This window comes from Cohnella sp. OV330, from assembly GCF_900112065.1.
Taxonomy (GTDB): Bacteria; Bacillota; Bacilli; order Paenibacillales; family Paenibacillaceae; genus Cohnella.
Map to the genome: position 1 here is coordinate 126,892 of NZ_FOKE01000014.1, position 23,518 is coordinate 150,409.

A 23,518-nucleotide genomic window follows, 5' to 3' on the forward strand; every position below is an offset into this window, starting at 1 on the left:
ATACCGTTCGGCGTCCGTCCCGTCCTTCGATATGAATCATCGCACGAAGCCATGCCTTTCGTCAGATCGTCAGGCCGTCGCTTCCGCAGTAAATTCTTCGCTTTCTTCGAGTTTGACGGACACGAGCTTGGACACGCCGCCTTCCTCCATCGTCACGCCGTACAGCATGTCCGCTTCCTCCATCGTGCCTTTGCGGTGCGTGACGACGATGAACTGCGTCAGCTCGGAAAAATCGCGCATATATCGCGCGTAGCGCGCGACATTCGCCTCGTCCAGCGCAGCCTCGACTTCGTCGAGCACGCAGAACGGCACCGGCTTTACGTTCAGTATCGCGAACAACAGCGCGATCGCCGTCAAAGCCCGCTCGCCGCCGGACAGCAGCTGCAGGTTTTGCAGCTTTTTGCCCGGGGGCTGGGCGACGATCTCGATGCCCGTGTCGAGCGGCCGCTCCGGCTCGCTTAAAATAAGGTCCGCGCGGCCGCCGCCGAACAGCTTGGAAAAGACGCCGACGAAGTGGCCGCGAATCTGGTCGAACGTCGTGCGGAACCGTCGCGACATCTCCTCGTCCATCTCGTGGATGATCGCATGCAGCTTGCTTTTGGCCTCCATGAGATCGTTCTTCTGCGCGTCCAGGAATTCATAGCGCTCGCTCACGCGCTTGAACTCTTCGATGGCGCCCAAGTTGACCTCGCCGAGCATCGTAATCTTGCGCTTCAGCTCGCGTACGTCGTTTTGGGCGGCGGGAACGTCTTCGGGGACGGCATATTTCTCCTTCGCCCACTCGTAGCCGATCTCGTATTCCTCGCTGAGCTTGCGGAGGAGATTGTCGAGCTCGACGTCCATCCGGTTCGAGGAAATCTCCGCCTGGCGAAGCTGATCCTCGACCTGGCGCAGCTGGCTGCGCTGCTCGCGCGTCTCGTTTTCCTTGCGCTCGAGCTCGCGCTGCCGCTGGGAGCGGTCCGCCCGCCGGAATTCGATCCCTTCGGTGAATTCCTTTTTGGCGAGCCGAAGTTCATTCAGCCGCTCGCGCTGCTGGTTCTGTTCGGCAGCCGTGCGCTCGGTGTCCGACGCATTTTGCGCGAGCGTCTCCTTCAGTTGGCGCGACTCGGCGGACAGCCGCATCTCTTCGCTGCGGTGGCGGCCGGACTGCTCGGCGATCGAGGCCCGCTCCTGCTCCATGCGCGCGATCGACACCTTCATCTCGGTCAGCTGCGCTTGCAGCTCTTCCTTCGCGCTCGCGCTCCGCCGCTTGAGCTCCTCCGCCTCGCGAATCGCGCGCGACAGGCGCTCTTCATCGGCGGTATGCTTCACGAGGCGCGTTTCGGCTTCGGCGCGGGCGGACGCCAGCTCCGCCTTCTCGCGACTAAGTCCGCCTTCGTCCCCGCCGATCGCGGACAGCTGCGCATCGAGCTGCTCCCGCTCCTCGGCATGCCGCTGCCGCTGGGCCGACGCCTGCTGCTCTTCCATCCGGGCGCGCTCGCCGGATTCGCGGAGCTGCTCGATATTTTGCTGCGCCAGCGAGAGTTCCTTCTTCAGGTCGTCGAACTCGGCGCGCAGCTTGATTCGCGCCTGCTCCGCGGCTTTGATTTCCTTGGCCAGCTCTTCAAGCTGGCGCTGGCGGCCGAGCAGGTTGGACGATTTGCGCGCCATGCTGCCGCCCGTCATCGAGCCGCCCGCATTGACGACGTCGCCGTCGAGCGTCACGACCCGGTAGCGGTACTGAAGCCGCGAAGCGATCCGGTTCGCATGTTCGAGCTTCTCCGCGATCATCACGTTGCCGAGCATGCTGCCGACGATAGCCGCGTACTTGTGCTCGAAGCTTACGAGCTCGGACGCCACGCCGACAAAGCCTTCCAACTCGGCCACGCTTCTGCGGTCTCCGTCTCCGACGTTCCGCGCCTTGATGACGTCGAGCGGCAGGAACGTCGCGCGTCCCGACTGCCGCTGCTTCAAGTATCCGATCGCGGCTCGCGAGGTCGCTTCGTTTTCCATGACGATATTTTGCAGTGCCGCGCCGAGCGCCGTCTCCACGGCCACTTCAAGGTGAGCAGGCACGGTCACGAGCTCGGCGACCGCGCCGTGAACGCCGTGCAAGTGCCCGCGCTTCGCGGCCTTCAGCACTTCCCGGACGCCGTGCTGGAAGCCGTCGTAATCGTTCGCGAGCTCCGCGATCGTATCGCGCCGCGACACGAGCGCTTCGCGCTTCTGATCCCAGCGGCGTCCCTCGCCCTGCGTCTCCTCGAGCCGCCGCTGCAGATCCGCCACGCGGGTGCCTTCGGCGATATAGCGGTCGCGCGTCTGGGCGACCGCCTGCGCGCAGGCCGCAACCCGGAGCTCAAGCTCCGCACCGCGTAGCTTGAGCGCTTCGCGCTGCTCTTCGAGCTTGGCCCGCTCGCCGGCCGTACGGGCTGACTTGCGCGCGAGCTCTTCCCGCTGCTGCTCGCAGTAGCGGATATCGTTGCGCGCTTGAGCCATCGCGTTCATCGTCTCGAACAGATCCGTCTTCAGCCGCTCTTCGGCGTCCTCGCTGCCGTCCGCGATCGCGAGCTTCACTTCTTCCTCGAGCAGCTTCGTCTGAAGCGCCTCGAGCTCGCCTTCGACTTCCGAGCGGCGCCTTTCGATTTTCTCGCCCTCGGCCTTCGCCGCGGTCAGCCGCTCGGTCACCAGGGCCAGACTCTCGTCAAGCTGCGCGCGGCCGCGCGCCAGATTCGCCATGCGCTCGGTCAGCAGCTCGCCGTAGCCTTCGCTTTTCTCGGTCTCCTCGGTCGTCCGCAGCAGCTCGTCCTGCAAGCGCTCGAGCGCTTCCTCGAGCCGCTGCAGCGCCTGACGCTCTTCTTCGAGCTGGGCGTCGTGCGCCGACACGACCGTCGAGAGCTCGAGCTGTTCCTTGCGGAGCTTCTCGAGCTTGCCGTTCGTCTCCGCCCAAGTCTTGTGCACCGTATCGATCTGATGCACGTACAGCGCGATCTCATTGTTTTTAAGCTCTTCCTTCAGCAGCTTGAACGACTCGGCCTTCGCCGCTTGCTTGCGAAGCGGCTCGACCTGGCTCTCGAGCTCGACGACGAGGTCGTTGATCCGCAGCAGGTTGCCTTCGGTGTCTTCAAGCTTGCGCTGCGCTTCCTTTTTGCGAGATTTGTACTTGACGATGCCCGACGCTTCCTCGAAAATGCCGCGACGATCCTCGGAGCGCGTACTCAAAATCTCCTCGATGCGCCCTTGTCCGATGATCGAATAGGCTTCTTTGCCGATGCCGGTATCCATGAACAGCTCCGTGATGTCCTTCAGGCGGCACGGCTGCTTGTTGATCAAATATTCGCTGTCCCCGCTCCGGTGCACGCGGCGCGTGACGGTCACCTCCGCGAAATCGAGGGGCAGCGCCTTGTCGCTGTTGTCGAGCGTCAGCGATACCTCGCCGAAGTTGACCGCCTTGCGGGCATCGCTGCCGGCGAAAATGACGTCCTGCATATTGCCGCCGCGCAGGCTCTTTGCGCTCTGCTCCCCGAGCACCCAGCGGATGCCGTCGGAGATGTTGCTCTTGCCGCTGCCGTTCGGGCCGACGACCGCGGTGATGCCGCGGCCGAACTCGAGCTGCGTACGATCCGCGAACGATTTGAAGCCGGCAAGCTCAATGCCTTTCAGATACATGGGGATCCCTCACCTTTTGTCTCTCGCTGCCTGCTGCCTGTCCGCCGCCCGTATCCGCGTCCGCCCGCAATTGGCGAAGCGCCTGCGCGGCCGACTGCTGCTCCGCTTCCTTTTTGGAGCGCCCGGCCCCCTGGCCGAGCCTTCGCTCGCCGATTCGGACCTCGACGACGAATTCCCGGTCGTGCGCCGGTCCCCGTTCCTCGAGAATCCGGTAATCGAGCGTGCCGAGACCCAGATGCTGCACGCGCTCCTGCAGCTCGGTCTTGTGATCCTTGATCGGCGCTTGGCCTTCCTTGGGCAAGTGAGCGAATAGATGCTCGCCGAGGAAGCGGTTCACCTCCGCCAACCCCTGATCCAAATACAGTGCGCCGACGAACGCCTCGAAGGCATCCGCCAGCAGCGACGGACGGCTCCGGCCGCCCGTCTGCTCCTCCCCTTTGCCGAGCAGCACGACCTGCCCGAATTCGAGCGCCTCGGCAAAACGGACAAGCGACGGCTCGCATACGATCGCTGCCCTTAGACGCGTGAGTTCGCCCTCGGGACGGTCAGGATACATCCGGTACAGCGCCTCGGACACGGTCAGCTGAAGGACGGCGTCTCCCAGAAATTCAAGGCGCTCGTTGTGCTCCACGCGGGAGCCCCGCTGCTCGTTCACGTACGACGTATGGGTAAAAGCTTGCCTTAGCAGCGAGACGTTGCGGAAACGGACGCCCGCTCTCTCCTGCAGCCGGTTCATGACTTCGCTCATGTACGGCATCCTCCTTCGTGATCCTCCGCAAGTTAGACGTTTCGTTCCCCCCGCCGTTAAGCGGTCACGAACGTCTTATTTTAGAAAAAACGCAGGCGGCACGCCGCCTGCGTTATGGCCGATCACATACTGTCAAGCCTCGTATTTGCGCAAAATAACCGTGGCGTTGTGACCGCCGAAGCCGAACGAATTCGACAGCGCCACCTTCACGTCCGCTTGGCGCGGCTCGTTCGGGACGTAATCCAGGTCGCATTCGGGATCCTGGTTGTCGAGATTGATCGTCGGCGGGAGCACGCCGTTCTGAAGCGCCAGGCCGACGATGACGGCCTCGACGCCGCCGGCGGCGCCGAGCATATGCCCGGTCATCGACTTGGTCGAACTGACGGCGAGCTTCTTGGCATGCTCGCCGAACGTGCGCTTGATCGCCTCGGTCTCGGACTTGTCGCCGACAGGCGTCGAAGTGCCGTGCGCGTTGATATAGCCGATCTCCTCGGGCGCGATGCCCGCGTCCTTGATCGCTCTGGCCATGCAGCGCGCGGCGCCGTCCGGATCCGGCTCGGTCATGTGGTGCGCGTCGCCGCTCATGCCGTAGCCGATCACCTCGGCATAGATGCGCGCGCCGCGCGCCGTCGCGTGTTCAAGCGATTCCAGGATAAGCACGCCCGCGCCCTCGCCCATGACGAATCCGTCGCGGTCCGTATCGAACGGGCGGCTCGCCTTTTCAGGCTCTTCGTTGCGCGTGCTCATCGCGCGCATGTTGGAAAATCCGGCGACCGCGATCGGGCGAATCGTCGCCTCGGCGCCGCCGCAGATCATGACGTCGGCGTCGCCGCGCTGGATCAGCTTGTACGAGTCGCCGATCGAATGCGTACCGGTCGCGCAAGCGGTGACCGCCGTCGTATTGGGGCCTTTGGCGCCCGTAACGATGGAGATCTGGCCGCTCGCCATATTCGCGATCATCATCGGGATAAAGAAAGGGCTGACGCGGCGCGGCCCCTTTTCCATGAGGATCGTATGCTGATCCTCCCAGGTGCCGAGGCCGCCGATGCCGGAGCCGACGCTCACGCCGACGCGGTCGGCTTCGGCGTTGACGCCGATCTCGAGTCCGGCGTCCTTCACGGCGCTGAGCGATGCCGCCAAGCCGAACTGCACGAAGCGATCCATCCGGCGCGCTTCTTTTTTGTCGATCCCGTGCGCTTCAGGCTCCCAGTTCTTCACTTCGGCCGCGATCTTCGTCGGATAGTCGGCCGTATCGAACGCCTCGATCAGGCTCACGCCCGACTTGCCGGCGAGCAGGCTGTCCCAAAACGTATTCAAATCCGTACTCAGGGAGGTAACGACTCCCATGCCGGTTACAACTACACGATGTGCCAAACCATGTTCACCTCTTCAGCCGATGCGTAAACGTTCGGCGCCGCCCTTGACGGACGAGCCCGTTTCGCGTAGAAATCCGGGCGATCCGGATGCTGGTAGCGTCCGAATCCCCGGAACGATGGTAAGCAAGACTGACGAACTTAAGGCCGGCGTTCGCGCGAGGACGGATCCCGTCATTTATTGCAGCGATTCGTCCGTGACGGGAAGAATCGTTCTAATAAATACGGCGTCCGCCGCAGCTAGGCGCGTATACGGTCCTGCGCAGGTAGCGACGGCCCGGGACCGTCCGTTCAAGGATGGCCGCCGGGCCGCAGACCCAAAAAATCGATGCATAATGTGGAGAAGTCCCGCTCTTCGAAGCGGGACCTTGTCAGATCAGTTAGGCATGAGATTGTATGTAATTTACGACTTCTCCCACCGTAGTGATCTTCTCTGCATCCTCATCGGAGATCTCCAAGTCGAATTCGTCTTCGAGTTCCATTACCAGTTCGACGACATCAAGAGAGTCGGCGCCCAAGTCATCCTTAAAGTTCGCTTCGTTGGTGACTTCGGCCTCTTCTACGCCCAGGCGTTCGACCACGATGCGTTTAACGCGATCATATACATCGGACATCCGGTTCACCTCCCTTTTGGTATTATACGAGATAGATGGACAAAAAGCCAGCGCGTAAACGGTTCCGCGAAAGCCTCTTCATCCGTTGCGCCGCACGCCCGCGGACTCAAGTCCGCCGGGGTACGGCAGCGTTTTACATATACATGCCTCCGTCGACATGGATCGTCTGCCCGGTCATGTAAGACGCGCTGTCCGACGCCAGGTAAAGCACGCTTGAAGCAATCTCCTCCGGCCTGCCCATCCGGCCGAGCGGAATGTCCTTCAGCATGGCTTCGCGAAGATCGGCCGGCAGCTTGTCCGTCATGTCCGTCTCGATGAAGCCCGGCGCGACCGCGTTGACGGTAATGCCGCGCGACGCCAGTTCCCTCGCCGCGGACTTCGTCAGTCCGATGACGCCGGCTTTGGCCGCCACGTAATTCGCTTGTCCCGCATTGCCGAGCACGCCGACGACCGAGGAAATGTTGATGATGCGTCCGTAACGCTGCTTCATCATGGGACGGGTGACCGCCTTGATGCCGTTGAACACGCCCTTGAGGTTCGTCTCGATCACGGCGTCGAATTCTTCTTCCTTCATTCGCATGATCAGATTGTCCCGCGTAATGCCGGCGTTGTTCACGAGAATGTCGAGCTTGCCGAACGCCTCGATCGCGGTCTGCACCATCGCGTCGAACTCCGCGGCCTTGCCGACGTTCGCCTGAACCAGAATCGCCTTGCGGCCGAGCGCCTCGATCGCGTTCGCCGTCTCCCGCGCGGCGGATTCGCCGCCCGCATAGTTCACGGCGACGTCGCAGCCCGCCTCGGCGAGCGCGAGCGCGATGGCCCTGCCGATTCCGCGCGATGCGCCGGTCACGAGCGCGGCCTTGCCGCTAAGATCAAACTCCGCCATATTATTACCCCTCTCGCGTTAGGCATAATCACCAAATCCGAAGCCTCATCAGGTGGCGTCAGAGGCGGCGTCGGGTGGCGCTCCTATTTCAACCGAATTCCGCTTCGTTTACGCCGGCGGCGCTGTTAACGGATACGATCCGCACCGACTTGTCGATCTTCTTGATCAGACCCGCCAGCACGGCGCCCGAACCGATCTCGACGAACGTATCGACGCCCTCGCCGATCAAATAGCGAATGCTGTCTTCCCATAGCACGGGGGACACCACCTGCTCCACGAGCAGCTCGCGCAGGCGCGCGCCCTCGCTGACCGCGGTTGCCGTCACGTTGGCGATCACCGGCACTTCGGCGTCGCGGAAAGCGACTTCGTCAAGCTTGGCCGAGAGCCGATCGGCCGCGGGCCGCATAAGGGACGAGTGGAACGGCCCGCTGACTTCCAGCGGGATGACCCGCTTGGCGCCCGCTTCCTTGCCGCGCTCGACGACCGCGGCGACGCCCGCCGCCGTGCCGGAAACGACGATCTGCCCCGGGCAGTTGACGTTGGCGAGTTCGACCTGCGCGCCGGAGGCCGAGATGTCCCGGCACAGCGCTTCGAGCGCCTCGCGCTCGGCGCCGAGCGTCGCCGCCATCGCGCCTTGGCCGCTAGGCACGGCTTCTTCCATGAACGTGCCCCGCGCGCGGACGAGACGGATCGCGTCAGCGAAGTCGAGGACGTTCGCCGCAACGAGCGCGCTGTATTCGCCGAGGCTGTGGCCGGCGACATAGTCCGGCTTCACGCCGCGCGCTTTGAACGCTTCGAGCAGCGCCACGCTTGTCGCGAGCAATGCGGGCTGCGTGTTCGCCGTCTGGCGAAGAGAATCCTCCGGCCCTTCGAAGCAAAGCGCCGATACGGAAAATCCGAGCGCCCGGTCGGCAGCCTCGTACACGTGCCGCGACGCTTCGAACGCCTCGGCGGCGTCCTTGCCCATTCCGACCGCCTGCGCCCCTTGTCCGGGAAATACGAATGCGATTTTGCCCATGAACGAAGTCAGCCTCCTCTATCCTTTACCAGACCAGTACCGAAGCGCCCCATGTGAGGCCGCCCCCGAAGCCGACCATCGCGATCGTGTCCCCTTCGCTTACGCGGCCCTCTTCCACCGCCTCGGCCAGCGCCAGCGGGATCGAAGCTGCCGACATGTTGCCGTACCGATCGATGTTGATCACGCACTTCTCCGGCGGCAGCTCGAGCCGCTCGAGCGAAGCCTGGATGATGCGGATGTTCGCCTGGTGCGGCACGAGCAGATCGATCTCGGACTTGTCCACGCCCGCCTTGCGGAGCGCTTCCTCGGCCGCGTTGCCCATAATGCGCGCCGCGAACTTGAACACCTCGCGGCCGTTCATCTCGATGAAGTGACGCTTGCCGCCCACCGTCTCTTCGGACGAAGGCTGGCGGGAGCCGCCGCCCTGGATGCGCAGGTGCGGGCCTCCGGAGCCGTCGGCCCCGAGTTCGAACGACTTGAAGCCGCGTCCTTCTGGCACTTCGCCGATGACGACGGCGCCGGCGCCGTCGCCGAACAGCACGCAGGTATTGCGGTCCGTATAATCGGTAATCCGGGACAGCGTGTCCGCGCCGATGACGAGCGCGTACTTATACATGCCGAGCGCGATGAAGCCGGATGCGTTGGCGAGACCGTAGATGAAGCCGGAGCAAGCGGCGGATAGATCGAACGCGGCCGCCTTCTTCGCGCCGAGACGATCCTGCAGGATGCAGGCGGTCGACGGGAAAAACATGTCCGGCGTAATCGTCGCGACGATGATCAGATCGAGCTGATCCGCCGTGATGTTCGCCGACGCCAGCGCCTTGACGGCCGCTTCGTACGCCAGATCGCTCGTCGCCTCGTGCTCGGCGGCGATGCGACGCTCGCGGATGCCGGTGCGGCTCACGATCCATTCGTCGTTCGTCTCCACCACTTGCTCGAGCTCTTGGTTCGTCAGGCGGCGCTCCGGCGCGTACTTGCCGATGCCGAGGACGCCCACGGGAATTCCATTCATCGTCTTCTCTCTCACTTTCCGCCGAATTCTTCGGCCAATGCAGGGATGAGTCCGTTGTCGATCGCGGCTACCGTATGGCGGATCGCATGCATCGTCGCCGTGGCGTCCGAGGAGCCGTGGCTCTTGACGACCAGCCCGTTTACGCCGAGCAGCGGCGCGCCGTTGTACACCTTGTAATCCATCATCTTGCCGACGCGCCTGAAGTTCGGGCGAAGCACGGCCGCCGCCAGCTTGGAGCGCAGGCTGCTCGTCATCTCTTGCTTCAACAGGCCGAACACCGTCTCCGCCGCGCCCTCGATCGCCTTAAGCAGGATGTTGCCCGAAAACCCATCGCAGACGAGCACGTCGCAGCTGCGGCTAAGCACGTCGCGCGCTTCGACGTTGCCGATAAAGTGAATCGGCGCCGTCTCGAGCAGCTCGAACGCGGCTTTGCTCAGCTCGTTGCCTTTGGCCGCCTCGGTGCCGACATTCAACAGGCCTACCTTGGGCTTGGCGAGTCCGTGCACCTTCTGCCTGTACATGCTGCCCATCAACGCGTACTGCAGCAAATGCTCGGGCTTGGCGTCCATATTGGCGCCGAGATCGAGCGTCAGGACGCCTTTGCCGTCCGTCGTCGGGAAAAGCGAGGTCAGGCCCGGCCGGTCGATGCCTTTGAGCCTGCCCAACACAAGCAAGCCCGCCGTCATCAAGGCACCGGTATTGCCCGCGGAGATCATCGCGTCGGCGGCGCCCTCCTTAACCATGCGGACGGCCACGTTCATCGAAGCTTCCGGCTTGCGGCGCACCGCGCGAACGGGTTCGTCGTCCGGCTCGATGACGTCGGCCGCGGGCACGACCGTCACGTTCGAAGGCTTGCCGGCGCCGAGCAGCGGATCCAGCGCTTCGGGCCGCCCTACGAGCAGCAGCTCCGCCTTCGGCCACTGCGCGGCCGCTGCCAGGGCGCCTTCTACCGTCGAGCGGGGTGCCTGGTCGCCGCCCATCGCGTCTATGGCGATTTTCATGCCTCACCCGCTCCTTCCTCGTCCGCAGAGCCTGCGGAGCGATAAATCACAAAGTTGCCTTGAAACACCATTTCGTCGCCGACGTAGGTGAATACCTCCACCTTCGCCTTGCCTTTCTGAACGCCGCTGGATCTCACATACGCCTTTGCGATGCACTTTTCCCCAAGCCTGGCAGGACGAATGAACCGGATATCCGCAGAAGCGGTCAGCGCGATCTCGTCGTTGATGACGGCGACCGCGAGCGAGTTGGCCTGCGCGAACACATGATGCCCCCGCGCGATGCCGCTTCGGGAGAAGACGTGCTCGTCCCGGATCTCGAACATGGAGATGCCGCTCTTGTCGAGCTGGAGATCGAGGATGTCCCCGATCACTTCGTGCAGCGGCAGCGATCGGACCGGATCGTAGGAGCGCTCCGCCATCAGCTTGAGCCGTTCGCGCAGCTCGGGAATCGCCAACTCCAGCCGGTCGAGCCGGATCGTCTGGATGCTGACCTTGAGCAGGCGGGTCAATTCCCGGTCGGTCAGGAACGGATTGTCTTCGATGAGGCGGGCGAGCTGCTGATGGCGTTGCTTTTTGGGCATGCGTTCCATGGGCGACACCGCCTTATATGTTCATACTGATACCTGGTGCCAATCCGATATAAAGAAAAACGCGCCTTGACGCTAGTCACGCCGGGACGCGTTATTTCATTATTGCTTGATGATTTCGCGGGATTTGTACGTGCCGCAAACCTTGCACACGCGGTGCGAGATTTTCAATTCTCCGCATTGTTCGCACTTAACCAAACCCGGAACGACCAATTTGAAGTGCGTCCGGCGCTTGTTTTTGCGGGCTTTGGATGTTTTGCCAAAAGGTACTGCCATGTTCCCACCTCCTTACCAGAGTCGAAAGCGAAAGCGGCCTCTATCGGCATTCCTATTTCGATGTCGTTATGAACGTTCGGAATCGAACCAGCCTTTGAGCGCCTCCAGCCTCGGATCGATCTTGATCGGCCGCGGCCGCTCGGGCTTGCCGTTCAGGTCTTCGCCGGTCTCCGGGTCGAGTCCCTTGCAGCCTTCGCTGCAGGTCGGCGACAGCGGCAAATTCAGCAGCAGTTCGTCCGTCAAATAAGGCCGAAGCTCCAGCCGATCGCCGTGGAACGGTACGAAGTCCTCGTCGTCCTGCTCTCCGAGATCCGCCACTTCCTGCGAGACCTGCTTAAAGCTCTCGCTGTAAGGAATGTGAAGCGGCTCTTCGAACTTGGTCAAGCAGCGAACGCATGTCCATTCGAGATTGCAGTCCAGCTGGCCGGCTACCTCGACGAACTCGCCGGAAGGCTCGGCCGTGACGTCCGCTTCGAGCGGACCGGCCGGACGCACGCCGGGCACCTGCGACAGCAGATCGGCGACGTCAATCGTCTCGTGCAGCGAAACCTTAGCCTTGGCTGCCCTCAGTTCCTGTACATTGAGCAACATATTATCACTCCAAACAAACAAAAATAATTATAGACGCGAGAACTCGCTTTTGTCAACATTTAACGTGGCGGTAGGCCTGAGCGGCCCGATTGGGAATTCGCGCCTTCTTTCATGTTATCATATCCTTAATCCGCGCTTCAAAGGAGCGTTCGCCATGTCCACCGTCGGCCTCGTCGTCGAATACAATCCGCTGCACAACGGTCATCTCTATCATATACAACAATCGCGCAAAATAACGGAAGCCGAATCCGTGATCGCCGTCATGAGCGGACACTTCCTGCAGCGCGGCGAGCCGGCCATCGCGGACAAGTGGTCCCGCGCGGAAATGGCGCTGCGCGCGGGCTGCGATCTCGTGCTCGAGCTGCCCGTCGCCTACAGCGCCCAGCCGGCCCAGTGGTTCGCCTACGGCGCTGTCGCCGCGCTGGCCGCGACCGGCGTCTGCGACGCGATCTGCTTCGGCAGCGAGAGCGGAGACGCTGATGCGCTATCCCGTATCGCGGATCGGCTGTCGGCCGAGCCCGAGTCGATGCGGGTTCGTCTCGGCGCGCTGCTGAAGGAGGGCTTGCCTTACCCGAGCGCATATGCCGCGGCCGCCCGCGAGCTGCTGGAAGCCGCGGGCGAATCGGACGCCGCGTTCGGCCTGGCGCAGCCGAACCATACGCTTGGGCTCCATTATATGCTCGCGCTGCGCAAGCTGGGCAGCCCGATGCGGGCGCTGTCCATCCGGCGTGAAAAGTCCGGTTATAATCAAAGCTCGATCACCGACACGGCCATCGCCAGCGCGACGGCGCTGCGCAAGCTCATCGGCGAGGCGGGAGGCGCGCTGGACGGGCTGGCGCCTTACGTTCCGGGCTCGACGCTGGCGGTGCTGCGCAGAGACGCATCCTCCGGTAGGGCGCCGGTGGCGTGGGACGCTTTTGCCAGGCCGCTATTCCACCTGCTCGGCTCGCTGCCCGCCTCGGAGCTGGCATCGTATGCCGAGGTGACCGAAGGGCTCGAGCACCGCATCAAGGGCGCGCTGCGGGAGCTGCGGTCGTGGCGGGTGGACGAGCTGCTCGACGCGCTTAAGACGAAGCGGTACACGCGCACGAAGCTGCAGCGGACGCTCGCGCGTATCTTGCTCGGCCACCGGAAGGAAGACCTGAATGCCGATCGGCTAACGGAAGGCGTCCAGTACGTCCGCGTGCTCGGCTTCACGGCGCGGGGACAGGCGCTGCTCAAGCGGATGAAAAAGACGGCGGCCGTGCCGGTCGTCCATACCGCGGCTGACGGCGACTGGCCGTATCTGGCGATGGACGCGCGGGCGACCGCGGTCTATGCCGCGGCGCTCGCCGCCTCGCGGCCCGCGGACGCCTGGCGGGATTATACGGAGCCGCCGGTGCGGGTGTAGCGGCGGCGGCTGGTTACGCGGCCGATGCGGCTACTGTAGCTGCTAAAGAGCAGTTATTTCAACGTTAAAAATCGTCCTGACAAATAGCTGCATTTTCGCATCTATATCTGCCGCTCCGCAAGAAATCATCAATACGAAGGTCAAATAGCTGCGCTTTTGCAGCTATTTTCATATCAGTTCTTCGCCTCGAAAAGATTAGCTGCACTTATGCACTGATTTCAGCTCTACTGCTCCCGGCGATCGCCTTGACGGACAAGGCTGGTCTATCGCCGGACGGGCATGCGTACATTGTACCATGTCCCATTGAGCGGCCATGGCCCTGTCTTGCGCTCCCGCGGGCGCTTCGGACCACCATCCAGCCGTTAGACCCGAATGGGCGTGAGGAGGCGGCGTCAATGCCGGGATCCGCGTCGCGCAAAAAATCGTTTATCATCTCCGTTTTTCTAGGCGGATGCGCGTTGGCGCTCGTCGTAGGCATCGTGAGATCGCCGGAAGAGGCGTTCCGCGCTTCGCTGGGCGGGCTTGAAATCTGGTGGAAAACCGTCTTCCCCGGCCTCCTCCCGCCGCTCATGCTCGCCGAGCTGCTCGCCGCCTCGGGCCTGCTCCACGGCATCGCGGCGCTGGGCAGCCCGATCTTCCGCAGGTTGTTCAAGCTGCCGCCGGCGGCGGGCTGGGTCGCGGCTTTCGGCTGGACGGCAGGCATGCCCGCCGGCGCCAGAGAGACGGCGCGCCTGCGGGAACGCGGGCTCGTTCGCGGCCGCGAAGCCGAGTCGCTGCTTCTTCTCTCGCATATGCCCAACCCTTTCCTCGTCATCGTCGTGGTAGGCAGCGGCTTCCTTCAAGCTCCGGCCTACGGCTGGGCGATCGCCGCGGGGCTATGGATATCGGGCATCGCGACGGGCATGCTTTGGCCGCGATTGTCCGGAAGCGAGCCTAAGTCGGCCGAGCCCTCTGGAGAACCGCCCTGCGACGGCGACGTACCCGATCAGCCATCCGGCTCCCCCCTTCGCCGCGCCTTCCGTGCGATGCAGGAGGCGCGCCTCGCCGATGCGCGTCCCTTCGGCAAGCAGACGGCCGACGCCGTGACGAGCGCCGTCGCCACGCTGTTCGCGATCGGGGGGCTCATGATGATGAGCGCCGTGCTGCTGCGGATCGTTCAGACCGCGCTGCCTGGCACCGACGCTTGGCTGACCGTCCCCAGCCTTTACGAGATGCACCTCGGCGCCTATGCTTCCGGACGTTCTGCGCTGTTCGAATCCGCGCCGGCCAAAGCCGCGGCCCTCATCGCGGCGGCGCTCGCATGGAGCGGCGTTAGCGGCCTGCTCCAGGCCAGGGCCGCCTGGAGCGGCACCCGTTTCCCTTGGCCTCGCTTCATCGCCGGCCGCCTGCTTCACGCCGCGCTCGCCTTGGTCGCGACCTATCCGCTCGCCATCGCCGCCGAGCGTGGCTGGTTCGCGCCGCTCGCACCCGTGTGGCACGGCCTCGCCGGTCCGATCTCGGCTTCCGAGCCCGCAGCCGGTCCGCTCCCTTCGGGCTGGGCGCTGCTGCCCGGCACGACGCTCGCCGCCATCGCTTGCCTGGTCATCTTTGTCCTGCTCGCCCTGCTTGCCGCGCTCATCTCGCCTCGCCGCCGGGGCGGCGACAAGCGACCGAAGTAATGCCGGTCGACGCCGGGCATGCAAAAGGCTCCTAGGGCGAAATCTCGCCGATCGGAGCCTTTTGCTTGCATATCCTTGGTTGCCGGTCAGTCCCGCTTGTCGAACTTGCCTCGCAGCGCCGCCTCGACCGCCGGCGGCACGAGATCCTGCACCGCGCCGTCGAACTTGGCGATCTCTTTGACGATGCTCGAGCTGAGGTACGAATACTTGGGGTTCGTCATCATGAAAATCGTCTCGATGCCCTCGTCGAGCTGACGGTTCGTCGAAGCCATCTGCAGCTCGTATTCGAAGTCCGTGACGGAGCGGATGCCGCGCACGATCACCTGGGCTTGCTGAGACCGCATGTACCGCACGAGCAGATCCCTGAAGCTGCCGATTTCCACGTTCGGCAGATCCTTCGTCACCTCGAGCAGCAGGCTCGACCGCTCTTCGACGGAGAATAGCGGGCTTTTGCTCGTATTGTTCAGCACCGCGACGATCAGTCTGTCGTATTGCTTCGCCGCGCGCCGGATAATGTCCAGATGCCCGAACGTGACCGGGTCGAAGCTGCCCGGGTACACCGCGATGCGATGCTCGCTTTCCGGCCGATTCGCTTTGGCATTCATCTAGGCTTCGCCTCCGTATTTATAGATGGAAATCGCAGTCTCGCCGTACAGGGCCAGCCTTCGCCGCTCGAAGATCCCGATGCGCTCCCCGTACGCGAAGCCCGATTCATGCTCGATGACCGCCACCGTGTCCTCGCCCGCGAGTCCGCGCGCAGTCAGCTCCAGCAGAAGCTCGTCGCAAGTTTTCATGGCATAGGGCGGATCGAGGAATACCAGGTCGAACGGCCCGCCGCCGCGCTGCTCCAGCAGTCTGATCGCCTTGACGGCGTCCTGCCGGTAGATCTCGGCCTTATCCGCGAGACGCGTCGCGGCCAGGTTGGCGCGAACGACCTCAATGCTGCGCATGTTCGCGTCGACGAAGACGGCTCGTCCAGCGCCCCGGCTGAGCGCCTCGATCCCGAGCCCGCCTGTGCCGGCAAACAGGTCGAGCACGCGCTCCCCGTCAAAGTACGGCCCGATCATGCTGAAGAGGGCTTCTTTGACCTTGTCCGTCGTCGGACGGGTCGTCTGGCCCGGCACCGCCTTGAGCGGCCTCCCTCTGGCCTCTCCGGATATGACTCTCATCTGTGATGTTCGACCCCCGCGCACATGGAATGCCTGAATTTTACAGCAAGACAGCCGCGGGTCCGCCGCGGCTTAGATGAGGCTTATGTTACCATATCGAACCGCCGGCGGGAAGCCCGCTCCGAACGCTCGCTCCCCGGGCGCAAATTTTTGGTTTCGGCGCGTATATTTTTCCGCCTGACGGCGATACTGCTACTACCGGCGTCGAGAGATGCCGGGGATAACCGCGGAGAAGGCTTACGTTTCCCCATAAGTTCTTCGTCCGGTTTCTCCTCTCCCATGAGGCCCTCGTCGCGAGACGGGGGTCGTTTTTTTATGCGCTCGCACTCTAGAATTTGTAACGCAGGTCACAGATTCGAATCGCTCCGCTGTGGTATCATTAAAAGGTACTTACTGGATACAGATACCAATAGCGACGGAGTGTTGAGCCCATGAAAAAGAAGATTATCCTGCTTACCTTGATCGGCCTGCTGGCCGTAGGCGGCGTCGTCAGCGCCGCAAGCTTGTGGGGAACGTACAAAGGGTACGCCAAAGTCAGATTGACGCTGGGCGGCCAGGCGATCGCGACGCAGGGTACGCCCGCCATCAACTTCCAAGGCTCGACGATGCTGCCGTTGTCCGCGCTGAAGAGCGCCGGCGTCACCTACACCTACGACGCTAAAAAGCAGACGGTCGACCTGAAGCCTGCCGGCGCCAATCTGGTGAAGCTGACGGAAGACGTCATTTCGCTCGGCGGCGACGGGATTTCGCTTACGGACATCGAGGGCGACGTGACGGCGGTCGTCTATTATCCGGCCCTTTACGGCTTCGACGACGATTGGACGGACGTCGACCAGATCTTCAAAAAGCTCGTGCCGGTCGGCGCCGTCTACATGCGGGTCGTCTACACCGACGACGACGAGGAAAATACGATCGAGATCAAAACGTCGGACTACGACAAGTTCCTGAAGGGCACTATCACGGACGACCAGCTGCAGCAGCTGTGGATTACGAGCGGTCCGCTGTTCGACAACCCGGTAGATTCGAGCGACACGGAAAACCTCGGCTAACGCATCCCCGGAACCGATCGCTCACTCGCACGTTCTCCCCAATCCATGATACGCAAGGCCAAAGACCTCCGCCGGGAGGTCTTTTTTTTTGCACTCGGCTAAAAATATAACGCTTGACTTTTTTTGCCGGAGCGAACGGCCCTTGACAGCCTTATGCTATAGTAAAAAAGGTTAACGGTCACCGAAAGGAGTCATCCGCTTGTTCCAACACAATCAACAAAATTATGAAGGCGTCAGCTTCGGCAGCCAGGATCTGCGATACGGCGAGCTGACCGGCTGCACGTTTGTCCGGTGCTCATTCGCGCACGGCTCCCTGGAGGAGATCGCGTCCGTCAAATGCCGCTTCGTCGGCTGCGATTTTCGCGGCGCCGCGCTGAACGGCTCCGTGCATACGGAATCTGCGTTCGAAAATTGCAACTTCGACGGCGCGGATCTGTTCGTCTCTAAGTTCGATCGCTGCAAAATGATGGGCTCGACGTTCTCCGGCGCTACTTTGGACGGCATCTCCATCCTTCAGGGCGACTGGTCTTATACGAATCTGAGACAAGCCAAGCTGGCCAAGCAGGATTTGCGCGGCATTAAATTTTACGAAGCCGATTTGTCCGGCGCGCAGCTGACCAAGGCGGATCTGAGAGACTGCGACCTGTCGATGGCCTCCCTCGCCAAAGCGGACCTTCAGGGAGCAGACGCGAGAGGCGCCAAAATGGACGGCGTCGACTTCAAGCAGTTTGCGGTCACCGGACTTCGGATGGACCACGAGCAAGCGGTGCTGTTTTCTCTATCGCATGGCGCCAAAGTCGGCTGATCGCCGATCCTATCGCCGTCCGCAAGGGCGATGCGCGCTTTAATCGCGCCGATCGTTCACAAACGCGTCATTTCATTTCCTCCGGTTCCGTCCTGTATAATAGCAGCATTAAGCACTGGGCGGTGAGTCGACAATGAACGGTCCGAAAGCGGTTGGGCTCGTGCTGGGCTATTGCCTGGCGGTATTTTTGTTCGTCGTGGTCATTTATTTGACGATCCGGTTTTCGACCTGACGCGCTTTGCGCGTACGGCCGGCTCCTTCCGAGGGGCCGGCTTTTTTGTCGCCCGCCGCTGCAAAAAGACGCCGTCCGGTCCAATTTGCGTCGTTTCGTGTCCGCTTGCGTTTCAACCATTCGCCGGATGTGTAAGAAAAATATAACAATACCGTGACGGAAGGAGGTGTGATGACGCATGAAGCAGCAACGTCTCTCGCTTAGGAATTACCTGGCGTTCTTGGTGACCGAGGTGTCGGAAACGCTCAAGCAAGATCCGCAATCCACGCCGCGTTCACGTCGCTGATTCGTCATCACGCCCCTTCCAGGCAGACCGAAGCCGCCGTCCTCCGGCGGTTTTTTGTCGTTCAGCCTCTCTATTCCGCGAGAGGCGGCCGAGGAGGAAGAAAAAAACGCCATTTCAGTCTGCGGTTGGATAGACGAATCCCCGGGGCCGTATGATAAACTAAGCGAATCAAACGATCCCGAAAGGACGATTCTTCATGAACCAAGTCGCGCAATACGCGGTCCCTATCCTCTTGGTCGCGTTTATTATGTACCGCCGCATCCGGCGGACGGTCGGCTTTCAGCTGCTGCGGCCGAGGAGACTTCAGATTCGAATCGGCATTTTCTCCCTCATCGGCGTCATTCTGATCGCAGCCGGGTTCGTCCATCCCATCGTATTCGCGGCCGACGCCGCGGGGCTCGCCCTAGGCGGTCTGCTCGCCTGGTTCGCCATCCGGCACAGCATCGTGGAACGGCGCAGCGACGGGCTCTACTATCGGACGCATGTCATCATCGAATCGCTCGTCATCGCGCTCTTCATCGGCAGAATCGCCTACCGTTTCCTGTTCGCGATGCAGAGCGCGCAGACGGCCGCGAATGGCGCAGGAGGCGCGGATTCGCTGCAGCAATACGGTCGCGATCCCTGGACGGCCGCCATCTTCTTCATTCTGATCGCCTACTACGCAGGCTATTACATTTACGTGCTGCGCGCCGCTCCCAAGCGTGCCGCCTAAAACGGCATCCGCAATCGCATGCGCCGCCTGTCACAGAGAGGATGTCGAATTTGAGAACCGCAGACCAAGTCAAGCGGAAGTATCATGAGCTCGCCTCGCGCAAGCAAGCGCTCGAAGCGCTGTACGCGGAAGCGGGCGAGGAAGCACGCCCCGAGCTCCAGGCGCAGGCCGAGCGGCTGGAGGACCAACTGCTGCTGCTCGAATGGGTGCTGAACGCGCCGTCCGGCAGCTATCACGGCTGAGCGGATGAATCGATCAGAGCAGCCGCGACGCAGACAGGAGCCGGAATTGAACAAACAAGCCTTGCGACCCTTCGCTAGAAGGGATGCAAGGCTTGTTTTGTCAGGTATCGCGCGTCAATTCAAAACCGTAAAAAGCCGCCGTATTGCGGTCCAGCTCCCGCTCGGCCGCCTCAAGCTTAAGCCCGCGCAGCGCCGCGATCTCGCGCGCGACCGCAAGCGTCATGGCCGGCGTCGTCTCCATTCCCGCGAACGGGCCTTCGAACGGCCAGGGGCCGTCCGTCTCCGCCATCAGCTGTCCGAGCGGAAATGAAACGGCCAGTTCCCTGATGTCCGGCTCGTACAGAACGTCCGGCGTTAGCGAGATGAAGTATCCGCGCGCCGCGATGCGAGTCGTCGTCTCAGGCGCTCCCTTGTACCAGTGAAAGTGCGCCCGGCGCACGCCGCGGCGATCCAGCACGTCGAGCGCCTTGTCCGCGTCCTCGTAAACCGCGTGGAGCGCGATCGGCCGGTCCAGCTCGGCGGCGAGGCCCGCGAAGACGTCGAGCTGCGCCAAGTACGGCGCTTCGTCGAACGCTTCGCCGCGCGCCTCGGCCTCGGTCCGCGTGTAGTAGGGCAGTCCGACCTCGCCGATCGCGAACGCTTCGCCGCTCTCCGCGAGCCGGCGAATCCAGTCGCACAGCCGCGCGAGCTCGCTAGGGCCGAGCGGCGGCTGCTCGGGGTGATGGCCATAGGCGGGCATCGCTCGTCCCGGCCACAAAGCCGAAAGGCGACGCGTCTCCGCGCAGGATTCGAGGTTCATCGAGACGGCGACGATGCCTCGCACGCCCGCCGCGAACGCCTCCGCGAGCAGCGCCTCCCGGCGCTCCGGCGGGTATTGGTCGGCGTGCAGATGCGCGTCATACGCCATGGCCGGCACCTCCCCGCTCGAGCAGCGCCAGCACTTCTTCCTTAAGCGCCACGAACGCCGGCTCCTTCCAGACATCCGCCCGCCTCGGCCGCTCGAACGGAATCCGAATCTCCCGCAGCACGCTCGCCGGCGCCTTGGACAGCACGTAGATGCGGTCCGACAGCGTCAGCGCCTCCTCGATGCTGTGCGTGACGAACAGCACCGAGCGCCGCTCCTCTTCCCACAGCCGCAGCAGCCACGCCTGCATGTCCGCTCTGGTAAGCGCGTCGAGCGCGGCGAACGGCTCGTCGAGGCACATGACGCCGCGAGGCATGAGCAGCGCCCGCAGAAAAGACACGCGCTGCTGCATCCCGCCGGACAGCACCCGCGGATATTCGCCCGCCACGTCGCCGAGGCCGATGCGGTCCAGCCACTGCGCCGCCATAGACGACGCCTGCCGCCGCTCGATCCCGGCCGTCGTCAGCGCGGAGGCGATATTGGCGCCGACCGACATCCAAGGAAAAAGCGAAGCCTGCTGCGGCATATAGCTGATATGACCGCGTTGTCCGGTCGTGTCCGCGCCGTCGATCAGGATGCGCCCGGCATCCGGACGCTCGACGCCGCCGATCAGGCGGAAAAGCGTCGACTTGCCGCTGCCGGACGGCCCGAGCAGCGTGACGAACTCGCCGTCCGCGACCGTCAGCGAGATGCCGCCGAGCACGGGATGGGCTTTTTTGCCGCGCGAATAGCGATGATGAATATCGATCAGTTCGAGCTTCGCTTGCCCGCTCATCGCGCTCCCTCCTCCCGGCCCGCCGGCCGCCAGCGGACGACGAGGCGCTCGAGCAGCGCCGCGATGCCGTAGAACGCCAACGCCATGCCCACGATGCATACGATCGCGGCGAACACGCTCGTCGTGTCGTAGCCTTTGGACTTAAGCACCAGGTAATACCCGATGCCCTCGCTCGCGCCGAGCCACTCGGCGACGATGGCCGCAGTGATGCTGTACGTGGCCGTAATTTTCAGACCGGAGAAAAAGTACGGCAGCGAAGCCGGCAGCTCCAAGCGCCGCAGCACCGTAAGGCGGCTCGCGCCGATCATCGCGAGATACTCGCGAAGATTCGCGTCGGCCTGCCCGAGGCCGGCTAGCATCGACCAAGCGATCGGAAAGTAGCAGACAAGCGCCAGCAGCACGAGCTTCGGCGTCAGGCCGAAGCCGAACCAGATGATGAGCAGCGGGCCCAGCGCGATTAGCGGAATGTTCTGCGTGATAATGATGATCGGCGACAGCGCCGCGCGGACGACGGGAATCAGGTGGAACAAGATCGCCGACAGCACGCCGAGCGCGATGCCGAGTCCGATGCCTTTCAAGGCGAGCCGAAGCGTCGAGCCGCTCTGCGCGAGCAGCCGGTCCCGCTGCTCCCACATCCGCTCGCCGATGGCGATCGGCGACGGCAGCGAGAAGGGCTTGATGTGCCATATGGCTACGCTCAGCTGCCAGAGCGCCAGCGCGGCGATCAACGTGCCGACCGGCAGCAGCCATCGGCTGATATTACTGTCCATCGGGATATTTACGCAGCAGATGCGCCATCGAGGCGCTGTCCGTTCCGTGAACGAGCAGCTTGATTTGCGACAGGACGGACGGGCTTCCCTTTTCGAACATGGCCTGGTTCATTTCCTTCACGATATCGAGCAGTTGGTCGAGATCGCCCTCCATCGTCGTCTCGAGCGGCCCGACCCGATATGCAACGCCGGATGCCTTGATGATTTCGATCGCCCGGTCTACGTACAGATGCGTGTCGTCCTCCGGCTTGGCGGCCTTCGGCAAAATCTGAATGCTGAGCAGCGCTTGCGACATGTCCGTCGTCCTCCTCGGTTAGGTTCTGTTTTTAGATTGTATTCATTAAGGTTGCGGCAAAAATTCGTTCGTGAACATCGCGTCGTAGTCCAGGTCCTTCGTCAGCAGCTCGTGCTCCTTGAGGAACTCTGCGTAACCGGACCACACTTCGCGCTTCTGTTCGCCCCAACGGGGCGCATCGTCTTTGTATTTCGGGCTCAGCCAGGCTTGGCTCGCCTTGACTAGACCTGCGTTCAGGTCGGGATTGGCCTTGATCAAGATGTCCGCGGCTTCCGATGGATGATCGATCGCGTACTGATAGCCTTCAGACGCCCCTTCGACGAATGCGCGGACGGCGTCCGGCTTGTCCTTGATCATCTTTTCGCTCGTCGTCAGCACCGGCGTATAGTAATCGAGGCGCTTGTCGAAGTCCGACAGATAGACCATGTTGAGCTTCGTGCCGCGCTGCTCGGCCTCGATGCCGGTCCAGGCGTAGAAGATCCATTCGAAGTCGATATCCTTCTGCACGGCGGTGAAAAAGTCGGCGGTGCCCGCGTTGACGAACTTGACCTTGTTCACGTCGGCGCCCTGCTTCTGCATCATTGAGCCGATGACGGCCTGCTCGGCCGGCGAGCCCCATCCGCCGTAGCTATGGCCTTCGAAGTCTTTGGGCTCCTTGATGTTTTTGTCCGCGGGGGACGCGAAGCCCGATGTATTGTGCTGGATGATGGCGGCCAGCGAGACGATCGGCATGTCGTTCTCTCTCGCCAGGGTGAGACCCTCCTGCGCGCCTACGCCGAAGTCCGCCGCGCCCGTCGCGACCATCTGGTCCGCGCCGCTCTCCGGCGGCAGCACGATCTCGACGTCGAGTCCGCGCTTTTTCCAGTAGCCCTGTTCGGCCGCGACGTACAGTCCCGTATGGTTCGTGTTCGGCGTCCAGTCGAGCACGACCTTCACCTTGCCCAGGTCGGCGGCCTGCCCGCCCGATTGCGATGCCGACGCTGGCGCGCTCGCTCCCGGCGATGGCGCGGCCGAACCGCTGCCTCCCTCGTTGTTCCCGTTCCCTCCGCAGCCCGCCAGGATCAGCAGCGCCGCGATCGCCGCCGCGCCCTTGCCTCGCCAGCTTTTTTGGACCATACCCATCTGTCTCTACTCCCTCTCCATGCCGCTTCGGCACGCAGACATTCAAAAAACGCCCCCCGTATACGGAGGGCGCCCAAAATAAACATGGACAAAACGCGCGAATCCGATTCGCGCTTCCCGCCTCCCTACGCTGGTACTAACCAGATCAGGTTAAAGGGTCTGCATCGTCGATTGACGGGATGCACTCTCAGCCGGCCTATCCCAGCTCCCCCGGGGTTTGTTCGATTGTCGACGTACTCGTCGGCGTTGATTGATAACGCTCCTCATTATAGCAGAAGTTCGGATTCTGTCCAGCATTTGCATGCGCGAGACCGACCGCCGGTCCAAGCGGCCCCGTTTTTGCATAATTTTTCTGCCT

At 62.8% G+C, this 23,518-nt stretch carries 24 protein-coding genes and 1 riboswitch; of the genes, 6 read left to right on the plus strand and 18 right to left on the minus strand.

Going from position 1 to position 23,518, the window contains the following annotated elements:
* Positions 1-69: 69 nt before the first annotated feature.
* The 11 genes from smc to BM235_RS27510 all read right to left on the minus strand — a co-directional run bounded on the left by smc (position 70) and on the right by BM235_RS27510 (position 11,751).
* On the minus strand, positions 70-3,645 hold the full coding sequence (smc, locus tag BM235_RS27460; protein WP_090117452.1) for a chromosome segregation protein SMC: 3,576 nt from the start codon (positions 3,643-3,645) through the stop codon (positions 70-72).
* Positions 3,626-4,393 carry a ribonuclease III gene (rnc, locus tag BM235_RS27465; RefSeq protein ID WP_090117453.1) on the minus strand — a complete coding sequence of 256 codons (768 nt, stop codon included), beginning with the start codon at positions 4,391-4,393 and terminating at the stop codon, positions 3,626-3,628. The genes smc and rnc overlap by 20 nt, the downstream gene beginning before the upstream one ends.
* 132 nt (positions 4,394-4,525) lie before the next feature.
* A complete protein-coding gene (gene fabF / locus BM235_RS27470) occupies positions 4,526-5,767 on the minus strand; it encodes a beta-ketoacyl-ACP synthase II (RefSeq protein ID WP_090117454.1) in 1,242 nt (413 codons plus the stop codon).
* Positions 5,768-6,146: 379 nt separating this feature from the next.
* Entirely contained in the window at positions 6,147-6,380 is a 234-nt protein-coding gene (gene acpP, locus BM235_RS27475) for an acyl carrier protein (protein WP_090117455.1), read from the minus strand.
* 133 nt (positions 6,381-6,513) lie between these two features.
* Positions 6,514-7,266, minus strand: a complete 753-nt coding sequence (gene fabG, locus BM235_RS27480; RefSeq protein ID WP_090117456.1) for a 3-oxoacyl-[acyl-carrier-protein] reductase — start codon at positions 7,264-7,266, stop codon at positions 6,514-6,516.
* 88 nt (positions 7,267-7,354) lie between these two features.
* Complete coding sequence (fabD, locus tag BM235_RS27485) at positions 7,355-8,284, minus strand: ACP S-malonyltransferase (RefSeq protein WP_090117457.1); 930 nt, start codon at positions 8,282-8,284, stop codon at positions 7,355-7,357.
* A gap of 25 nt (positions 8,285-8,309) precedes the next feature.
* Positions 8,310-9,296 carry a beta-ketoacyl-ACP synthase III gene (locus tag BM235_RS27490; protein WP_090117458.1) on the minus strand — a complete coding sequence of 329 codons (987 nt, stop codon included), beginning with the start codon at positions 9,294-9,296 and terminating at the stop codon, positions 8,310-8,312.
* An 11-nt stretch (positions 9,297-9,307) separates the two neighbouring features.
* Positions 9,308-10,297, minus strand: coding sequence for a phosphate acyltransferase PlsX (gene plsX / locus BM235_RS27495; RefSeq protein WP_090117459.1), 990 nt, complete (start codon positions 10,295-10,297; stop codon positions 9,308-9,310).
* A complete protein-coding gene (gene fapR / locus BM235_RS27500) occupies positions 10,294-10,887 on the minus strand; it encodes a transcription factor FapR (RefSeq protein ID WP_369803564.1) in 594 nt (197 codons plus the stop codon). The genes plsX and fapR overlap by 4 nt, the downstream gene beginning before the upstream one ends.
* A 99-nt stretch (positions 10,888-10,986) precedes the next feature.
* A complete protein-coding gene (gene rpmF, locus BM235_RS27505) occupies positions 10,987-11,160 on the minus strand; it encodes a 50S ribosomal protein L32 (RefSeq protein ID WP_090117460.1) in 174 nt (57 codons plus the stop codon).
* A gap of 66 nt (positions 11,161-11,226) precedes the next feature.
* Complete coding sequence (locus BM235_RS27510; protein ID WP_090117461.1) at positions 11,227-11,751, minus strand: YceD family protein; 525 nt, start codon at positions 11,749-11,751, stop codon at positions 11,227-11,229.
* A 154-nt stretch (positions 11,752-11,905) separates the two neighbouring features.
* Between BM235_RS27510 and BM235_RS27515 the strand changes: the two genes are divergently transcribed.
* Together BM235_RS27515 and BM235_RS27520 are read left to right on the plus strand one after the other, a co-directional pair.
* The gene (locus BM235_RS27515; RefSeq protein WP_090117462.1) at positions 11,906-13,141 is read left to right on the plus strand and encodes a nucleotidyltransferase; all 1,236 of its coding nucleotides are present in this window, start codon (positions 11,906-11,908) and stop codon (positions 13,139-13,141) included.
* 395 nt (positions 13,142-13,536) lie between these two features.
* Positions 13,537-14,799 carry a hypothetical protein gene (locus BM235_RS27520; protein ID WP_090117463.1) on the plus strand — a complete coding sequence of 421 codons (1,263 nt, stop codon included), beginning with the start codon at positions 13,537-13,539 and terminating at the stop codon, positions 14,797-14,799.
* Positions 14,800-14,885: 86 nt separating this feature from the next.
* On the opposite strand, the gene coaD is transcribed toward BM235_RS27520, so the two are convergent.
* Together coaD and rsmD are read right to left on the minus strand one after the other, a co-directional pair.
* Positions 14,886-15,404: a pantetheine-phosphate adenylyltransferase gene (coaD, locus tag BM235_RS27525; protein WP_090117464.1), complete on the minus strand. Its 519-nt coding sequence runs from the start codon at positions 15,402-15,404 to the stop codon at positions 14,886-14,888.
* Positions 15,405-15,968, minus strand: a complete 564-nt coding sequence (rsmD, locus tag BM235_RS27530; protein WP_090117465.1) for a 16S rRNA (guanine(966)-N(2))-methyltransferase RsmD — start codon at positions 15,966-15,968, stop codon at positions 15,405-15,407.
* Between the two features lie 431 nt (positions 15,969-16,399).
* Between rsmD and BM235_RS27540 the strand changes: the two genes are divergently transcribed.
* The 4 genes from BM235_RS27540 to BM235_RS27555 all read left to right on the plus strand — a co-directional run bounded on the left by BM235_RS27540 (position 16,400) and on the right by BM235_RS27555 (position 19,294).
* The gene (locus BM235_RS27540) at positions 16,400-17,017 is read left to right on the plus strand and encodes a hypothetical protein (protein WP_090117467.1); all 618 of its coding nucleotides are present in this window, start codon (positions 16,400-16,402) and stop codon (positions 17,015-17,017) included.
* Positions 17,018-17,216: 199 nt separating this feature from the next.
* Positions 17,217-17,822, plus strand: coding sequence for a pentapeptide repeat-containing protein (locus BM235_RS27545; RefSeq protein WP_090117468.1), 606 nt, complete (start codon positions 17,217-17,219; stop codon positions 17,820-17,822).
* Between the two features lie 714 nt (positions 17,823-18,536).
* Positions 18,537-19,052, plus strand: a complete 516-nt coding sequence (locus BM235_RS27550) for a CcdC protein domain-containing protein (RefSeq protein ID WP_090117469.1) — start codon at positions 18,537-18,539, stop codon at positions 19,050-19,052.
* A gap of 50 nt (positions 19,053-19,102) precedes the next feature.
* Positions 19,103-19,294: a hypothetical protein gene (locus BM235_RS27555; RefSeq protein ID WP_090117470.1), complete on the plus strand. Its 192-nt coding sequence runs from the start codon at positions 19,103-19,105 to the stop codon at positions 19,292-19,294.
* 100 nt (positions 19,295-19,394) lie between these two features.
* Here BM235_RS27555 and BM235_RS27560 read toward each other — a convergent pair whose 3' ends face one another.
* The 5 genes from BM235_RS27560 to BM235_RS27580 are packed head-to-tail and all read right to left on the minus strand — an operon-like array spanning position 19,395 to position 23,160.
* On the minus strand, positions 19,395-20,201 hold the full coding sequence (locus BM235_RS27560) for a TatD family hydrolase (RefSeq protein ID WP_090117471.1): 807 nt from the start codon (positions 20,199-20,201) through the stop codon (positions 19,395-19,397).
* Positions 20,191-20,973: an ABC transporter ATP-binding protein gene (locus BM235_RS27565; RefSeq protein WP_090117472.1), complete on the minus strand. Its 783-nt coding sequence runs from the start codon at positions 20,971-20,973 to the stop codon at positions 20,191-20,193. The genes BM235_RS27560 and BM235_RS27565 overlap by 11 nt, the downstream gene beginning before the upstream one ends.
* Complete coding sequence (locus tag BM235_RS27570; RefSeq protein WP_090117473.1) at positions 20,970-21,743, minus strand: ABC transporter permease; 774 nt, start codon at positions 21,741-21,743, stop codon at positions 20,970-20,972. The genes BM235_RS27565 and BM235_RS27570 overlap by 4 nt, the downstream gene beginning before the upstream one ends.
* Positions 21,733-22,038: a thiamine-binding protein gene (locus tag BM235_RS27575; protein ID WP_090117474.1), complete on the minus strand. Its 306-nt coding sequence runs from the start codon at positions 22,036-22,038 to the stop codon at positions 21,733-21,735. Before BM235_RS27575 ends, BM235_RS27570 begins: the two co-directional genes overlap by 11 nt.
* Before the next feature lie 45 nt (positions 22,039-22,083).
* Entirely contained in the window at positions 22,084-23,160 is a 1,077-nt protein-coding gene (locus tag BM235_RS27580; RefSeq protein WP_090117475.1) for an ABC transporter substrate-binding protein, read from the minus strand.
* A gap of 105 nt (positions 23,161-23,265) precedes the next feature.
* A riboswitch (TPP riboswitch) is annotated at positions 23,266-23,382 on the minus strand.
* Positions 23,383-23,518 lie beyond the last annotated feature (136 nt).

What these genes read in the sequence shown, in the direction of transcription:
- smc (WP_090117452.1), bottom strand. Translation starts at nt 3,645, where the DNA reads ATGTATCTGAAAGGCATTGAGCTTGCCGGCTTCAAATCGTTCGCGGAT.
- rnc (WP_090117453.1), bottom strand. Translation starts at nt 4,393, where the DNA reads ATGAGCGAAGTCATGAACCGGCTGCAGGAGAGAGCGGGCGTCCGTTTC.
- acpP (WP_090117455.1), bottom strand. Translation starts at nt 6,380, where the DNA reads ATGTCCGATGTATATGATCGCGTTAAACGCATCGTGGTCGAACGCCTG.
- fabG (WP_090117456.1), bottom strand. Translation starts at nt 7,266, where the DNA reads ATGGCGGAGTTTGATCTTAGCGGCAAGGCCGCGCTCGTGACCGGCGCA.
- fabD (WP_090117457.1), bottom strand. Translation starts at nt 8,284, where the DNA reads ATGGGCAAAATCGCATTCGTATTTCCCGGACAAGGGGCGCAGGCGGTC.
- BM235_RS27490 (WP_090117458.1), bottom strand. Translation starts at nt 9,296, where the DNA reads ATGAATGGAATTCCCGTGGGCGTCCTCGGCATCGGCAAGTACGCGCCG.
- plsX (WP_090117459.1), bottom strand. Translation starts at nt 10,297, where the DNA reads ATGAAAATCGCCATAGACGCGATGGGCGGCGACCAGGCACCCCGCTCG.
- fapR (WP_369803564.1), bottom strand. Translation starts at nt 10,887, where the DNA reads ATGGAACGCATGCCCAAAAAGCAACGCCATCAGCAGCTCGCCCGCCTC.
- rpmF (WP_090117460.1), bottom strand. Translation starts at nt 11,160, where the DNA reads ATGGCAGTACCTTTTGGCAAAACATCCAAAGCCCGCAAAAACAAGCGC.
- BM235_RS27510 (WP_090117461.1), bottom strand. Translation starts at nt 11,751, where the DNA reads ATGTTGCTCAATGTACAGGAACTGAGGGCAGCCAAGGCTAAGGTTTCG.
- BM235_RS27515 (WP_090117462.1), top strand. Translation starts at nt 11,906, where the DNA reads ATGTCCACCGTCGGCCTCGTCGTCGAATACAATCCGCTGCACAACGGT.
- BM235_RS27520 (WP_090117463.1), top strand. Translation starts at nt 13,537, where the DNA reads ATGCCGGGATCCGCGTCGCGCAAAAAATCGTTTATCATCTCCGTTTTT.
- coaD (WP_090117464.1), bottom strand. Translation starts at nt 15,404, where the DNA reads ATGAATGCCAAAGCGAATCGGCCGGAAAGCGAGCATCGCATCGCGGTG.
- rsmD (WP_090117465.1), bottom strand. Translation starts at nt 15,968, where the DNA reads ATGAGAGTCATATCCGGAGAGGCCAGAGGGAGGCCGCTCAAGGCGGTG.
- BM235_RS27540 (WP_090117467.1), top strand. Translation starts at nt 16,400, where the DNA reads ATGAAAAAGAAGATTATCCTGCTTACCTTGATCGGCCTGCTGGCCGTA.
- BM235_RS27550 (WP_090117469.1), top strand. Translation starts at nt 18,537, where the DNA reads ATGAACCAAGTCGCGCAATACGCGGTCCCTATCCTCTTGGTCGCGTTT.
- BM235_RS27560 (WP_090117471.1), bottom strand. Translation starts at nt 20,201, where the DNA reads ATGGCGTATGACGCGCATCTGCACGCCGACCAATACCCGCCGGAGCGC.
- BM235_RS27565 (WP_090117472.1), bottom strand. Translation starts at nt 20,973, where the DNA reads ATGAGCGGGCAAGCGAAGCTCGAACTGATCGATATTCATCATCGCTAT.
- BM235_RS27570 (WP_090117473.1), bottom strand. Translation starts at nt 21,743, where the DNA reads ATGGACAGTAATATCAGCCGATGGCTGCTGCCGGTCGGCACGTTGATC.
- BM235_RS27575 (WP_090117474.1), bottom strand. Translation starts at nt 22,038, where the DNA reads ATGTCGCAAGCGCTGCTCAGCATTCAGATTTTGCCGAAGGCCGCCAAG.
- BM235_RS27580 (WP_090117475.1), bottom strand. Translation starts at nt 23,160, where the DNA reads ATGGGTATGGTCCAAAAAAGCTGGCGAGGCAAGGGCGCGGCGGCGATC.